Below are 14,558 nucleotides of genomic sequence, written 5' to 3'. Positions count from 1 at the left end.
GAACCTGTGACTTGCGTCCTGTCCCGGATCGGCGCGCGCCCCCCGGGTGTCACGGCGCGCCCCCGCTGTCACACCCGGCTGGCACGATGGCCCCATGAACATCATGCTCTTTCACTCGACCCAGGGCGCGCGGCCCGCGGTCGCCCGGGCCGCCGAGCGGCTGCGCGCGGCGGGGCACCAGGTGTGGACGCCCGACCTCTTCGAGGGCCGGACCTTCGACACGGTCGAGGACGGCATGGCCTTCCAGGAGGAGACCGGCCGGGAGGAGCTGCTGAAGCGGGCCGTGCTGGCCGCCGCGCCCTACTCCGAGCGCGGCCTGGTCTACGCCGGGTTCTCCTTCGGCGCCTCCGTCGCCCAGACCCTCGCCCTCGGCGACCACCGCGCCCGCGGCCTGCTCCTGCTGCACGGCACCTCGGACATCGCGCCCAACGCCGCGGTGGACGCCCTGCCGGTACAGCTGCACGTGGCCGAGCCCGATCCGTTCGAGACGGACGACTGGCTCAGCGCCTGGTATCTGCAGATGAACCGCATCGGCGCCGAGGTGGAGGTGTACCGGTACGCGGGGGCCGGCCACCTCTACACCGACCCCGACTCGCCCGACTGGGACGAGGAGGCCGCCGAGGCCACCTGGCGGGTGGCGCTCGGCTTCCTGGACTCCCTCGACCCGGCGGAGGACGCGCCTCAGACCGGCGAGTAGGTGCGCTCGACCCGCTGCGTGCCGCTGCGGGTGCGGTAGGAGCGGGCCCACGCCGAGGTGGCGCGCGGGTCGGTGCGGTCGGAGACGACGTAGTAGTCCATCTGCGCCCGCTCGGCGGTGATGTCGAGCACGCCGTAGCCGTGCCGGTCGGTGTCGACCCAGTGGACGTGCCGGTTGGCGGCCCGGATCACCGGCTCGGCCACCGCGGCGACGGTGCCCTCGGGGACCTTCAGGGTGTCGTCCAGGTTGTCGCTGGTCACCGAGGTCACCACGAACTCCGTGGCGGCGGACGCCGACAGCGGGTAGGTGCCCGCGTGGTACGGCACGTCGTTGGCCCACGCCATGTGGATGTCGCCGGTCAGGAAGACCGTGTTCCGGATGGCGTTCGCCTTCAGGTGGGCGAGCAGCTCGCGGCGGTCGTCGGTGTAGCCGTCCCACTGGTCGGTGTTGAGGGCGAGGCCCCCCTTGGGCAGGCCGAGCAGCTCGGCCAGCGGGCGCAGCAGCTCGGCGGGGAGCGCGCCGATGGCGAACGGCGAGATCATCACCGAGTTGCCGACCAGCCGCCAGGCGGTGTCGGACGCCTTCAGGCCGGCCTTCAGCCAGTCCAGCTGGGCCCGCCCGGTGATGGTGCGCTCCGGGTCGTCCACGCTCCCGTTGCCCACCTTGACCTGCTGGGAGCGGAAGGAGCGCAGGTCGAGCAGGGAGAGGTCGAGGAGCTTGCCGAAGCGCAGCCGGCGGTAGGTGGTGCCGGCCAGCGCGGGGCGGACCGGCATCCACTCGAAGTAGGCCCGCTTGGCCGCTGCCTGACGGTCCGTCCAGCTGCCCTCGGCGCCCTCGGTGTGGTTCTCCGCGCCGCCGGACCAGGTGTCGTTGGCGAACTCGTGGTCGTCCCAGATCGCCACCACCGGCGCCACCGCGTGCAGCGCCTGGAGATCGGGGTCCGTCTTGTAGCGGGCGTGCCGGATCCGGTAGTCGGCGAGGGTGGTGATCTCGTTGGCCGGCGCGTGCGGGCGCACCACCGTGTCGCGGGTGCCGTACTGGCCCGTGCCGTACTCGTAGATGTAGTCGCCCAGGTGCAGCCAGGCGTCCAGGTCGCCGCGGGCCGCGAGGTGCCGGTACGAGGAGAAGTACCCGGCCTCCCAGTTGGCGCAGGAGACCACGCCGAAGCGCAGGCCCGGCACGGCGGCGTCGGCCGCGGGGGCCGTGCGGGTGCGGGCGGCGGGGGAGTCGGTGGGGCCCGCGGTGAAGCGGTACCAGTAGGTCGTGGCGGGGGCGAGGCCGCGGACGTCGGCCTTGACGGTGTGGTCGGCGGCGGCGGTCGCGGTGACGGAGCCCTTGGCGACGACGTTCGCGAACGCCTTGTCGGTGGCGACGGCCCAGCCCACCTCGGTGTCCGGCCCTATGCCGGAGCCCGGCACGGCCTCGGGCACCGGGGTCACCCGGGTCCACAGCAGGACGCCGTCCGGCAGCGGGTCGCCGGAGGCGACGCCGTGCAGGAAGGCGGGGGCGGTGTCGGCGGCGCCGGCGGGCAGCGCCGCGGCGAGCGGGGCGGCCAGGACGGCACCGGCCGCCGCGGCCTTGACGACCGTACGGCGGCTCGGGGTGCGGGTGGGGGCGGCGGGGGACGGCTCGGGTGATCTGTGTCGACTGGTCACGGCCGATCAGGCTACTGACCGGTAGAGCTCCGAGCGGGCGAACTCGCCGAAATTCGCCCGCTCGTTCTCCGGCCGTCAGGCCATGGCCACTTGGCGGCGTGGGATCACTTCGTGACGCCCGCGTCCTTCAGCGTCTTGTTCCACGCGTCGACGGTCCAGGAGCCGGTCGAGTCCGGGGACTTGACCACCTTGTCGTTGATCTTGATCGTCGGGGTCGAGTCGACGCCGTCGGCGTCGTCGAAGGACTTGCTCATCCGCATCGCCCAGGCGTCGTACGTGCCCTTCTCCACGGCGTCCTGGAACTTCTTGTTGTCCTTCAGCGCGGGCACCGTGTCCGCCACCTTGATCAGGTAGGCGTCCTTGGCCAGGTCGTCCTTGGTCTCCTCCGGGTGGTACTTCGTGGAGTACAGGGCGGTCTTGTAGGCGAGGAACGCGTCGGGGCTGACGTTCAGCGCGGCGCCCAGGGCGCTGAGCGCGTTCTTGGAGCCCTCGCCCTTGAGGTTGCCGTCCAGGAAGGTGCCGATGGTGAAGGTCAGCTTGTACTTGCCGTCCTTCATGTCCTTGTTGACCGTATCGCCGACCGTCTGCTCGAAGGCGGCGCAGGCGGGGCAGCGCGGGTCCTCGTAGAGGTGGACGTCGTTCGACGCCTTGGAGTCGCCGACGACGACCGTGGTGCCGTCCTTGCCCGAGGTGTTGGCGGGGGGCACCACCGTGGCGTCGGCGGCCTTCTCCCAGTGGGAGGGCTGGTTGCCCTGGACGACGGCGTAGCTGATGCCGCCGGCTATCGCCAGCACGGCGACGATGGAGCCGGCCACGATGACCTGCCGCTTGGCCTTGTCCTTCTTCGCCTGGCGCTCGCGCTCCACGCGCAGCCGCTCACGGGCGGCGTTCTTCGCGTTCTGGCTGTTCCGCTTGCTCATGGTGATCTCTCCGGGGACGCGCACACCGGGGTGTGCGGAAGTACGTGCGGGGAACTGCCGGTGTTCGGTCGCGTCCTCGCCCGACCCGCGGGTCAGACGAGGGCGACCCGGCGCGGCGGTCCCCGCCGTCCCAGGCTGTGCGCGAGGAGCCGCTCCCGGGCGGTGGAGGAGCGGTGGGCCGCGGGGGCCGGGCGGCGCGGTGCGGGTGTGCGGCGCACGGTCACGGCGGCGACGGCCAGCAGCAGCGGCCGGAAGGTGGTCGCGGCGACCGCGCCGAGCAGCTGGGCAAGGGCCCGCTCGCCGCGCCGCAGCCAGGCCGCGGCGAGCAGCCCCACGCCGATGTGCGCGGCGAGCAGCAGCCAGGCGGTCCCCGGGTCGGCGTGCGCCACCAGCGCCGCCAGGCGGTCGCCGTCGGCGCCGGTGACCCGGGTCAGCGGGGTGCCGAGCGCGGGTGCCACGCCCGTGCCGCCGCCGCACAGCACATCGAGGCCGACCGAGCGCAGCGGGCCCGCGACCGGGCCGCCCGCCCGGCCGTAGCAGACGTGCTGGCCGGTGGTGAAGACGGTGTCGGCGGCCAGCTCCAGCGGGATCAGCAGGGCGGCGATCCGCCCGAAGCCGCGCTCGCGGCCGGCCAGCGCGTAGGCGAGCGCGAACGCGGCGGCGGCGACGGCGGCCACCGTGCTGGGCGGCAGCGGGACCCCGGACAGCAGCACGTGCGACGCGGTGCTGAGCGTCACGGCGAGTGCCGTGAACAGCGCCGCGCGTACGGCTCTGAGGGGGGTCCCGGATATGTCCATAGCAGTAGACGAGTGTGTCACGGCGGGCGGTAAGAGACCCCTAAAGGGTCCCTGTGAACCGGCCCCCGGGCCGGCTCCCGCCCGCGCGCCGTGTCACAGGCCCGGGATCCGCCCGTTGCGGAACAGGTCGACGAAGATCTGGTGGTCCGCCCGCGCGCGGGCCCCGTACGTGTGCGCGAAGTCGGTCAGCAGGCCCGCGAAGCCCTCCTCGTCGGCCGCGATGGCCGCGTCGATGGCCCGCTCGGTGGAGAAGGGCACCAGGGACTCGCCGGACTGGTCGTCGGCCGCCGCGTGCATCGCGGCGGTGGCCCGGCCGAGGTCGGCGACGACCACCGCGATCTCCTCCGGGTCGTCGATGTCGCCCCAGTCCAGGTCCACCGCGTATGGCGAGACCTCGGCGACCAGCTGGCCCGCGCCGTCCAGCTCGGTCCAGCCCAGCCACGGGTCGGCGTGCGCCTGGAGGGCGCGCTGGGAGATCACCGTGCGGTGCCCCTCGTGCTGGAAGTAGTCGCGGATCGCCGGGTCGGTGATGTGCCGGGAGACCGCCGGGGTCTGGCCCTGCTTGATGTAGATCACCACGTCGTTCTCCAGGGCGTCGCTGTTGCCCTCCAGGAGGATGTTGTACGACGGCAGCCCCGCCGAGCCGATGCCGATGCCCCGGCGGCCCACGACGTCCTTCACGCGGTAGGAGTCGGGGCGGGTCAGGGAGGACTCCGGGAGCGTCTCCAGATAGCCGTCGAAGGCGGCCAGGACCTTGTACCGGGTGGCCGCGTCCAGCTCGACGGAGCCGCCGCCGGAGGCGAAGCGCCGCTCGAAGTCGCGGATCTCGGTCATCGAGTCGAGCAGGCCGAAGCGGGTCAGCGAGCGGGCCACCCGCAGCGCGCCGAGCAGCGGGCCCTCGGCGGTGTCCAGGGTGAAGGGCGGCACCTCGTCGCTCTTGGCGCCGGTGGCCAGGGCGTGGATCCGCTCCCGGTAGGCGTCCGCGTACACCCCGACCAGCTCGGTGATCTGCTCGTCGCCGAGCGCCTTGGCGTATCCGATCAGGGCGATGGAGGCGGCGAAGCGTTTGAGGTCCCAGGTGAAGGGGCCGACGTACGCCTCGTCGAAGTCGTTGACGTTGAAGATCAGGCGCCCGGTGGCGTCCATGTACGTGCCGAAGTTCTCCGCGTGCAGGTCGCCGTGGATCCACACCCGGGAGGTGCGGTCGTCCAGATACGGTCCGGAGCGCTCGCCGGACTCCCGGTCGAGGTCGTGGTAGAAGAGGCAGGCCGTGCCGCGGTAGAAGGCGAAGGCCGAGGCGGCCATCTTCCGGAACTTCACGCGGAAGGCGGCCGGGTCGGCGGCCAGGAGCTGCCCGAAGGCGGTGTCGAAGACGGCGAGGATCTCCTCGCCGCGGCTCTCCTCGTTGAGCTGCGGGACCGACATCGCTGGGTGCCTCCTGGTACGGACGGTGCGTGACGAGTGGAGCGGATCCGGGCGGACCCGCCACCCGGGCCAACGTGCGGGACGGCGGGCGAGTGCCCGCCGCGCCGGGTGTCCGCGCGACACGCGGGCCCCCGCACGAAGGTACGCGGAGCGGCCCCCGGAGTGTCAGTCGCGGGGCATAGACTTCGACGCTGACCCCCCGAACCGACCGCAGCCCGTCGTCCCGCGTTCCCCAGGAGGCCGCACGTGTCCAAGCCGCCGTTCACGCACCTGCACGTCCACACCCAGTACTCGCTGCTGGACGGTGCCGCGCGGCTGAAGGACATGTTCAACGCCTGCAATGAGATGGGCATGTCGCACATCGCCATGTCCGACCACGGCAACCTGCACGGGGCGTACGACTTCTTCCACTCCGCGAAGAAGGCGGGGATCACCCCGATCATCGGCATCGAGGCGTATGTCGCGCCCGAGTCGCGGCGCAACAAGCGCAAGATCCAGTGGGGCCAGCCGCACCAGAAGCGGGACGACGTCTCCGGCTCCGGCGGCTACACCCACAAGACGATGTGGGCGGTGAACGCCAAGGGCCTGCACAACATCTTCCGGCTCTCCTCCGACGCCTACGCCGAGGGCTGGCTGCAGAAGTGGCCCCGGATGGACAAGGAGACCATCTCCCAGTGGTCCGAGGGCATCGTCGCCTCCACCGGCTGCCCCTCCGGCGAGGTGCAGACCCGGCTCCGGCTCGGCCACTTCGACGAGGCCCTCAAGGCCGCCGCCGACTACCAGGACATCTTCGGCAAGGAGCGGTACTTCCTGGAGCTGATGGACCACGGCATCGACATCGAGCACCGGGTCCGCGACGGCCTCCTGGAGATCGGCCGCAAGCTCGGCATCCCGCCCCTGGTCACCAACGACTCGCACTACACGTACGCGCACGAGGCGACCGCCCACGACGCCCTGCTGTGCATCCAGACCGGCAAGAACCTCTCCGACCCCGACCGCTTCAAGTTCGACGGCACCGGCTACTACCTGAAGTCGACGGACGAGATGTACGCCATCGACTCCTCCGACGCCTGGCAGGAGGGCTGCGCCAACACCCGGCTGATCGCCGAGATGGTCGACACCACCGGCATGTTCGACAAGCGCGACCTGATGCCGAAGTTCGACATCCCCGCCGGGTTCACCGAGGTCACCTGGTTCCAGGAGGAGGTCAGGCGCGGCATGGAGCGGCGCTTCTCCGGCCAGGTCCCCGACGACCGCCAGAAGCAGGCGGAGTACGAGATGGACGTCATCATCCAGATGGGGTTCCCGGGGTACTTCCTGGTCGTCGCCGACTTCATCATGTGGGCCAAGAACCAGGGCATCGCGGTCGGTCCGGGGCGTGGCTCCGCGGCCGGCTCGATCGTCGCCTACGCCATGGGCATCACCGACCTCGACCCGATCCCGCACGGCCTGATCTTCGAGCGGTTCCTCAACCCCGAGCGCGTCTCCATGCCCGATGTCGACATCGACTTCGACGAGCGCAGGCGCGTCGAGGTGATCCGGTACGTGACGGAGAAGTACGGCGCCGACAAGGTCGCCATGATCGGCACGTACGGCACCATCAAGGCCAAGAACGCGATCAAGGACTCCGCGCGCGTCCTGGGCTACCCGTACGCGATGGGCGACCGGCTCACCAAGGCCATGCCCGCCGACGTCCTCGGCAAGGGCATCCCGCTCTCCGGCATCCTCGACCCCCAGCACCCCCGGTACTCGGAGGCCGGCGAGGTCCGCGGGATGTACGAGAACGAGCCGGACGTCAAGAAGGTCATCGACACCGCGCGCGGCGTGGAGGGCCTGGTCCGGCAGATGGGCGTGCACGCGGCCGGCGTGATCATGTCCAGCGAGACCATCACCGAGCATGTCCCGGTGTGGGTGCGCCACACCGACGGCGTGACGATCACGCAGTGGGACTACCCGAGCTGCGAGTCGCTCGGCCTGCTGAAGATGGACTTCCTGGGCCTGCGCAACCTCACCATCATGGACGACGCCGTCAAGATGGTGAAGGCCAACAAGGGCGTCGACATCGACCTCCTGAGCCTCCCGCTCGACGACCCCAAGACCTTCGAGCTGCTCCAGCGCGGCGACACCCTCGGCGTCTTCCAGTTCGACGGCGGCCCCATGCGCTCCCTGCTGCGCATGATGAAGCCCGACAACTTCGAGGACATCTCCGCCGTCTCGGCCCTGTACCGGCCGGGCCCGATGGGCATGAACTCGCACATCAACTACGCGCTGCGCAAGAACGGCCAGCAGGAGATCACCCCGATCCACCCCGAGCTGGAGGAGCCGCTCCGCGAGGTCCTGGACGTCACCCACGGCCTGATCGTCTACCAGGAGCAGGTCCAGAAGGCCGCCCAGATCATCGCCGGGTACTCGCTCGGCGAGGCCGACATCCTGCGCCGCGTGATGGGCAAGAAGAAGCCCGACGAACTGGCCAAGAACTTCGTCCTCTTCCAGCAGGGCGCCCGCGACAAGGGCTACAGCGACGAGGCGATCCAGGCCCTGTGGGACGTCCTGGTGCCCTTCGCCGGCTACGCGTTCAACAAGGCGCACTCCGCCGCGTACGGCCTGGTGTCGTACTGGACGGCCTACCTCAAGGCCAACCACCCCGCCGAGTACATGGCCGGGCTGCTCACCTCGGTGAAGGACGACAAGGACAAGTCGGCCGTCTACCTCAACGAGTGCCGACGCATGGGCATCAGGGTGCTGCCGCCCAACGTCAACGAGTCGATGTCCAACTTCGCCGCCCAGGGCGACGAGGTGATCCTCTTCGGCCTGTCCGCCGTGCGCAACGTCGGCACCAACGTGGTCGAGGCGATCATCCGGGGCCGCAAGGCGAAGGGGAAGTACCTCTCCTTCCCCGACTACCTGGACAAGGTCGAGGCGGTCGCCTGCAACAAGCGGACCACCGAGTCGCTGATCAAGGCCGGCGCCTTCGACGAGATGGGCCACACCCGCAAGGGCCTCACCGCGCAGTACGAGCCGATGATCGACAACGTGGTCGCGGTCAAGCGCAAGGAGGCCGAGGGCCAGTTCGACCTCTTCGGCGGCATGAGCGACGCGCAGGACGAACCGGGCTTCGGACTCGACGTCGTCTTCGGCGAGGACGAGTGGGAGAAGACCTATCTCCTCGCCCAGGAGCGGGAGATGCTCGGCCTCTACGTCTCCGACCACCCGCTCTTCGGCCTGGAGCACGTGCTCTCCGACAAGGCCGACGCGGGCATCTCCCAGCTCACCGGCGGCGACTTCGGGGACGGCGCGGTGGTCACCATCGGCGGCATCATCTCCGGCCTGCAGCGCAAGATGACCAAGCAGGGCAACGCCTGGGCCATCGCCACCGTGGAGGACCTGGCCGGCTCCATCGAGTGCATGTTCTTCCCGGCGACCTACCAGCTGGTGTCCACCCAACTCGTCGAGGACGCCGTGGTGTTCGTCAAGGGCCGGCTCGACAAGCGGGAGGACGTGCCGCGTCTGGTCGCGATGGAGCTGATGGTCCCCGACCTGTCCATGGCGGGCACCAACGCGCCCGTGGTGCTCACCATCCCGGCCACCCGGATCACGCCGCCGATGGTCAGCCGGCTCGGCGAGATCCTCACCCACCACAAGGGCGACAGCGAGGTGCGGATCAAGCTCCAGGGGCCCACCAGGACCACCGTGCTGCGCCTGGACCGGCACCGGGTGAAGCCCGACCCGGCGCTCTTCGGCGACCTGAAAGTGCTGCTCGGCCCGTCCTGCCTGGCGGGTTGAGCGCGGGAAGCCAAGAGGGGCGTGCCCGGTGCCGGGTACGCCCCTGTCGACGTCGGTCGGTCGTGACCGTCAGTTGCTGCCGTCAGTTGCTGCCGTCAGTTGCTGCCGTCAGTTGCTGCCGTCAGTTGTGGCCGAAGCGCTTCTGACGCTTGCGCGATATCGGGTCGGTGGGCGTGGAGGGCGGCTCTTCGCGGTCGAGGACGGCCGTGTTCGTCTCGGCGCCGCCCTGCGGGGCGCGCTCGGCGCGGGGCTGCTTGCGGTCGCGGTTGTTCTTGTTCTTGGCCATGGGGTGCCTCCTGTGAGGTGTGGGGCCCTCTTGGGCCGGGCCGCGACCAGATTCACATAGGCCGATAAAGGTCGCATGTCGGACAATTACCGTGTGTGACACGGCTGGTCGGCGAACCGACGCGGGGAAACGCCACGCCGAAGATCGAGTTCGGGCCGTTAACCCCCCTGCCGTCGGGCAGACTCGAAGGAAGCCCGAAGCAAACCTCCCGGAAAGAGGGTGGACCCCGTGGACCGCTGCATCGTCCTGGTGGACGCCGGGTACCTGCTGGGGGCGGCCGCAAGTCTCCTCGCCGGGGAACCCTCGCGCTCGCGCATCACCGTCGACCACACCGCCCTGATCCAGGGCCTGCGCGACCGCGCCGAGTCCGACACGGGCCGGCCGCTGCTGCGGATCTACTGGTTCGACGGCGCCCCCGACCGGGTCCCGCAGCCCGAGCACCGCAGGCTGCGCGTGCTGCCCCGGGTCACCGTCCGGCTCGGCGCCCTGACCCGCAGCGACGGGCGGTGGGCGCAGAAGGGCGTGGACGCCGCGATGCACGCCGAGCTGACCGAGCTGGCGCGCAACCGGGCCTGCTCGGACATCGTCCTGGTCACCGGCGACGGTGATCTGCTGCCGGGCATGATGGCCGCCAAGGAGCACGGGGTCGCCGTCCACCTGTGGGCCGTGCAGGCCGCCGACGGGGACTACAACCAGTCCGAGGACCTGGTCGCCGAGGCCGACGAGCGCCGGGTCCTGGACCGGGCCTGGATCACCAAGGCGGTGCGGGCCAAGGAGACCGGCGGGAGCTGTGCGCCGCCCCCGGTGCCCCGGCCGGAGATCGCCGCGATCCTGTCGGCGCCGCTGCCGGAGTCCGCGCTCGGCGCCGCCGCCGCCGAGCGGCCCGCCGAGGAGCGCCCGCACCCCGTGGGGCCCGGTCCCGCGGCCGACGGCGCCGAGGACCGCGCCCCGGCCGCCAAGGGCGTCCCCACCCCGAAGGACCTGGCCGCCCTGCGCGCCCATGGCGGCCACGCCGCCCCGCCCCCCACCAACGCGACCCTGCGCTGGTCCTCCGACAAGGGCTGGGTCGACCGGCCCGTCGCCGAGCCGGCCGAGGCCGCGTCCATGCCGACGCTGGCGCAGCTGACCACGGCCGAGCAGCGGTGGGCCGACCGGGAGGAGGACATCACCACGGTCGGCGGTGATCCGTACGAGGTCGGTCAGGTGTTCGCCCGCCGGTGGCTGGAGCGGCTCGGTGACCACGGGCATCTCCAGCGGCTGTCGGGGATGTACCCGCGGGTCCCGCACCGCGTCGACGGGGAGCTGCTGCGGTACGCCGCGCGGTTCGGGCTGCTCGCCCACAAGGACGACCAGATCGACGAACACGACCGGTATGCGATCCGGGCGGGGTTCTGGCGCGAGATCGATGTCCGGACAGCCACGGAACGGGCTCCCGCCGGGGAGTGAGGGGCGAGCTGGGCTCCGCCCCGGGATGCCGCGCCCCTGCCCCCCTCCACCCGCATAGCTGCGGGCAGTCGTGCCGCTGGGGCGGCACGGGTGGGCGCAGCGGCACCCCGTCGCGCCGGGCTGCGCCACGCCCCCCGTAGTGCCGGGTTGCGCAATGACTCCCGGTGCGGGCGCGTCGTGGCTGGTCGCGCAGTTCCCCGCGCCCCTAGGGGGTTGCAGGCACGCCGGCTGCGTAGTGGCTGGTCGCGCCCGCGCGGCGGAGCCGCATATCGATACGGCCCCGCGCCCCTGGGGGTTGCTCTCACGTCGGCCGGCCCGGCTGAATCGGGGCGTTTGGGTGGACCCGGGAGTGGGGCGGGGGTCCGGACCCCGTAGGCTCGTGCCTTGTGAGTGAGTGCGCGGCGAAGGAACTCCGGCTCGGTGGTGATGCCGTGTGTGCCGTGCGCGGGCTCACCAAGACCTACCCCGCGGTGCGCGGCCGGCGCGGCGTGCCCGCCATCCCCGAGGTCCGGGCCACCGACGAGGTGAGCCTCGACATCCGGCGCGGCGAGATCTTCGGACTGCTCGGCCCGAACGGCGCCGGCAAGTCCACCCTGGTCCGCCAGCTGACCGGCCTGATGCGCCCTGACCGCGGCAGCGTCGAGATCCTCGGCCACGACATCGTGCGCCACCCGGAGCGCGCCGCCCGCATCCTCGCCTACCTCGGCCAGGAGTCCAGCGCCCTGGACGAGCTGACCGTCGCGCTCGCCGCCGAGACCACCGGGCGGCTGCGCGGCCTGGAGGCCCGGCACGCCCGCGCCGAGCGCGACGCCGTCCTCGACGAGCTGGGGCTCACCGCGCTCGCCGCCCGCCCGCTGAAGAAGCTCTCCGGCGGTCAGCGGCGCCTCGCCTGTTTCGCCGCCGCGCTGGTGGGGGAGCGGGCGCTGCTGGTCCTGGACGAGCCGACCACCGGCATGGACCCCGTCGCCCGGCGCGCGGTGTGGGCCGCGGTGGACCGGCGGCGCGCCGAGAGCGGCACCACCGTGCTGCTCGTCACCCACAACGTCATCGAGGCCGAGACCGTCCTCGACCGCGTCGCCGTCCTGGACCGCGGACGCGTCATCGCCTGCGACACCCCGGCCGGGCTCAAGGAGAGCGTCGCCGGCGAGGTCCGCGTCGACCTGGTGTGGCGCGAGAGCGCCCCCCTGCACGTCCCCGAGGTCGCCGCGCTGCGCGACCGGGCCACCGCCTCCGGCCGCCGCTGGACGCTGCGGCTCGCCCCCGAGGAGGCCCGCGCGGTCGTCGCCACCGTCACCGGCGGGGCCGCCTTCGCCGCCCTGGACGACTTCACGCTGGCCACGCCGAGCCTGGAGGACGTCTATCTGGCCCTCGGCGGCGCGGCACGGCAGGGACTGGTGAGAGCGTGAGCGTGCGGACGCAGACCGCGGGGAGAGGGACGACTGGTGAAGGGGAGCAGCGCGAGGTGAGTGCCGTACCCGCCGAAGCCCTGCCCGGCCGGACCCTGGCCGACGAGCGGGGCGCGGCCGTCCCGCTCGGCCCGCGGGCGCGGCTGTGGCCGTCCCTCGTGGCCGTCTACCGGGCGCAGCTCTCCCGGGCCCGGGTGGCGAGGATCCCCCTGCTCTTCGTGGCCACCTTCCAGTCCATCGGCATCATGATCCTCATGCGCGGCGTCGTGGACGGCGGCGGCGAGGCGCAGGCCGTGGTGGCCGGCTCCTCCGTGCTGGTCGTCGCGTTCGTCGCGCTGAACCTGCTCGCCCAGTACTTCGGGCAGCTGCGCGCCAGCGGCGGGCTCGACCACTACGCCACCCTGCCGGTGCCGCCGGCCGCCGTGGTCCTCGGCGCCGCCGGCGCGTACGCCTCCTTCACCGTGCCCGGCACCGTCGTCACGGCCGTCTTCGGCAGCGTGCTGTTCGGGCTGCCGCTGACCCATCTGTGGGTGCTCGCGGCCGTCATCCCGCTGGCCGGCGCCGCGCTGGCCGGCCTCGGCGCCGCCCTCGGCCTGCTGGCGCCCCGGCCGGAACTGGCCACCCTCCTCGGCCAGCTGGGCATGTCGGCGGCGCTGCTGCTCGGCGTGCTGCCGGCCGAGCGGATGCCGGAGGCGGTGCGCCTCGCCCGCGACCTGCTGCCGTCGACGTACGGCGTCGAGGCGTTCGCACGCACCTTCGGGGAGCGGCCCGACTGGGCCTTCGTGCTCGGCGACCTCGCCGTGTGCGGTGCGGTCGGCGTGCTCTCGCTGGCCGTCGCCACCTGGGCGTACCGCCGGGCCGCCGTCCGGTGACGCGCCGCACAGGTGCGTTTGGCACGATGGCAGGGTGACCGCGCCTCTGACACCGCCTCCGCCGCCGAACGACCGCTCCTACCACGGCGGTCCCGTGCCGCCGCCCGTCGGCGCGCACGCGGTCGGGTACGGGGCCCGCCACCACGGCGCCGAGGGCGATCGCGGCCTGCTGGGCGAGCTGCTGCGGGCGGGGCTGACCCTGGTGGCGGTCGCGCTCTGCGGGGCGCTGCTCGGCGTGCTGTGGTGGCAGCTGGCCCCGACCGTGCCGCTGGTCGGGGACGTGGTGAGCGGCAAGTGGATCGTCTACCTCCAGGACTCCGAGGGCGAGCAGGCGATCGGCGTCGACGGCACCTTCACCCTGCTCGCACTGGCCTTCGGGGCGCTCAGCGGCGCCGTCGTCTTCCTGCTGCGGCGGCGCGGGGGAGTGCCGCTGGTGGTGGCGCTCGGCGCCGGCGGGCTGCTCGCCTCGCTGCTGGCGTGGTGGCTCGGGACGCACCTCGGGCCCACCAGTGATGTGATCGCCCACGCGCGCGCGGTGGGCAAGGGCGTGACCTTCTCCGCCCCGCTGAAGCTCGGCGCCAAGGGCGCGCTGCTCGCCTGGCCGCTGGCGGCGCTGGTGGTCCACCTGGCCCTCACGGGGCTGTTCGGGCCGCGGGACCCCGATCCGTACGGGGAGTGGGGGCGGCCGGAGCCGGACGCCTGGGGGACGACGCCCCAGGGCGGGAAGCAGGCATAGGGAGGCCGAGGGAGCCTCTCCCCGTCTCGTCCTACGACCTGCCGACCGGGGCCAGCACCGCCCCGGTCAGTTTCGCCAGGTCCTCGGGGGACAGTTCCACCTCCATGCCGCGGCGGCCCGCCGAGACGCAGACCGTGGCGTGGCCGGCGGCCGAGGCGTCCAGGACCGTGGGCAGCCGCTTGCGCTGGCCCAGCGGGGAGATGCCGCCGCGCACGTAGCCCGTGGTGCGCTCGGCCAGCGCCGGGTCGGCCATCGCCGCGCGCTTGCCGCCGACCGCGGCGGCGAGCGCCTTGAGGTCGAGCTGGCCGGCCACCGGGACGACGGCGACCGTCAGCGCGCCGTCCACGTCGGCCACCAGGGTCTTGAAGACCCGCTCGGGTGAGACGCCCATCGCCTCGGCCGCCTCCTCGCCGTAGGAGGGGTGGGCGGGGTCGTGCTCGTAGACGTGCACGGTGTACGGGACGCCGGCGGCGGTGAGCGCCACGGTCGCGGGCGTGCCGCCCGGCTGCTGCTGTTTCCTGGGCTTCTTCGCCAT

The 14,558-nt window shown here is 72.4% G+C and carries 12 protein-coding genes; 6 read left to right on the top strand and 6 right to left on the bottom strand.

The annotated features are described in order from the left end of the window. Positions 1-94 precede the first annotated feature (94 nt). Entirely contained in the window at positions 95-697 is a 603-nt protein-coding gene (locus tag ACGFZL_RS21865; RefSeq protein ID WP_355167081.1) for a dienelactone hydrolase family protein, read from the top strand. On the opposite strand, the gene ACGFZL_RS21860 is transcribed toward ACGFZL_RS21865, so the two are convergent. The 4 genes from ACGFZL_RS21860 to ACGFZL_RS21845 form a co-directional block, all read right to left on the bottom strand. Continuing rightward, on the bottom strand, positions 682-2,352 hold the full coding sequence (locus ACGFZL_RS21860; protein ID WP_393693946.1) for an alkaline phosphatase D family protein: 1,671 nt from the start codon (positions 2,350-2,352) through the stop codon (positions 682-684). The genes ACGFZL_RS21865 and ACGFZL_RS21860 overlap by 16 nt on opposite strands. 104 nt (positions 2,353-2,456) lie before the next feature. After that, positions 2,457-3,272: a DsbA family protein gene (locus tag ACGFZL_RS21855; RefSeq protein ID WP_393693944.1), complete on the bottom strand. Its 816-nt coding sequence runs from the start codon at positions 3,270-3,272 to the stop codon at positions 2,457-2,459. Positions 3,273-3,364: 92 nt separating this feature from the next. Beyond that, on the bottom strand, positions 3,365-4,069 hold the full coding sequence (locus ACGFZL_RS21850) for a hypothetical protein (RefSeq protein ID WP_393693942.1): 705 nt from the start codon (positions 4,067-4,069) through the stop codon (positions 3,365-3,367). A gap of 93 nt (positions 4,070-4,162) precedes the next feature. Continuing rightward, positions 4,163-5,494, bottom strand: a complete 1,332-nt coding sequence (locus ACGFZL_RS21845; protein ID WP_393693940.1) for a DUF2252 domain-containing protein — start codon at positions 5,492-5,494, stop codon at positions 4,163-4,165. A gap of 246 nt (positions 5,495-5,740) precedes the next feature. Here ACGFZL_RS21845 and dnaE point away from each other — a divergent pair, with 246 nt between their 5' ends. Then, on the top strand, positions 5,741-9,277 hold the full coding sequence (gene dnaE, locus ACGFZL_RS21840; RefSeq protein ID WP_393693938.1) for a DNA polymerase III subunit alpha: 3,537 nt from the start codon (positions 5,741-5,743) through the stop codon (positions 9,275-9,277). Between the two features lie 121 nt (positions 9,278-9,398). Here the strand turns inward: dnaE and ACGFZL_RS21835 are convergent, their stop codons facing one another. Further along, a complete protein-coding gene (locus ACGFZL_RS21835; protein ID WP_355167093.1) occupies positions 9,399-9,563 on the bottom strand; it encodes a hypothetical protein in 165 nt (54 codons plus the stop codon). A gap of 228 nt (positions 9,564-9,791) precedes the next feature. Here ACGFZL_RS21835 and ACGFZL_RS21830 point away from each other — a divergent pair, with 228 nt between their 5' ends. The 4 genes from ACGFZL_RS21830 to ACGFZL_RS21815 all read left to right on the top strand — a co-directional run bounded on the left by ACGFZL_RS21830 (position 9,792) and on the right by ACGFZL_RS21815 (position 14,023). Continuing rightward, a complete protein-coding gene (locus ACGFZL_RS21830; protein ID WP_355167095.1) occupies positions 9,792-11,009 on the top strand; it encodes an NYN domain-containing protein in 1,218 nt (405 codons plus the stop codon). 431 nt (positions 11,010-11,440) lie between these two features. After that, positions 11,441-12,415: an ABC transporter ATP-binding protein gene (locus ACGFZL_RS21825; RefSeq protein ID WP_393694111.1), complete on the top strand. Its 975-nt coding sequence runs from the start codon at positions 11,441-11,443 to the stop codon at positions 12,413-12,415. Positions 12,416-12,471: 56 nt separating this feature from the next. Continuing rightward, positions 12,472-13,287, top strand: a complete 816-nt coding sequence (locus ACGFZL_RS21820) for an ABC transporter permease (RefSeq protein WP_355176097.1) — start codon at positions 12,472-12,474, stop codon at positions 13,285-13,287. Positions 13,288-13,321: 34 nt separating this feature from the next. Beyond that, on the top strand, positions 13,322-14,023 hold the full coding sequence (locus tag ACGFZL_RS21815; RefSeq protein WP_355176096.1) for an AAA family ATPase: 702 nt from the start codon (positions 13,322-13,324) through the stop codon (positions 14,021-14,023). A gap of 31 nt (positions 14,024-14,054) precedes the next feature. Here the strand turns inward: ACGFZL_RS21815 and ybaK are convergent, their stop codons facing one another. Further along, entirely contained in the window at positions 14,055-14,558 is a 504-nt protein-coding gene (gene ybaK / locus ACGFZL_RS21810) for a Cys-tRNA(Pro) deacylase (protein WP_355176095.1), read from the bottom strand.

Source organism: Streptomyces sp. NPDC048182, from assembly GCF_043202555.1.
Lineage (GTDB): Bacteria > Actinomycetota > Actinomycetes > Streptomycetales > Streptomycetaceae > Streptomyces.
The sequence above is the reverse complement of the archived record's forward strand: the minus strand, read 5'-3'. Positions and strand labels throughout refer to the sequence as shown.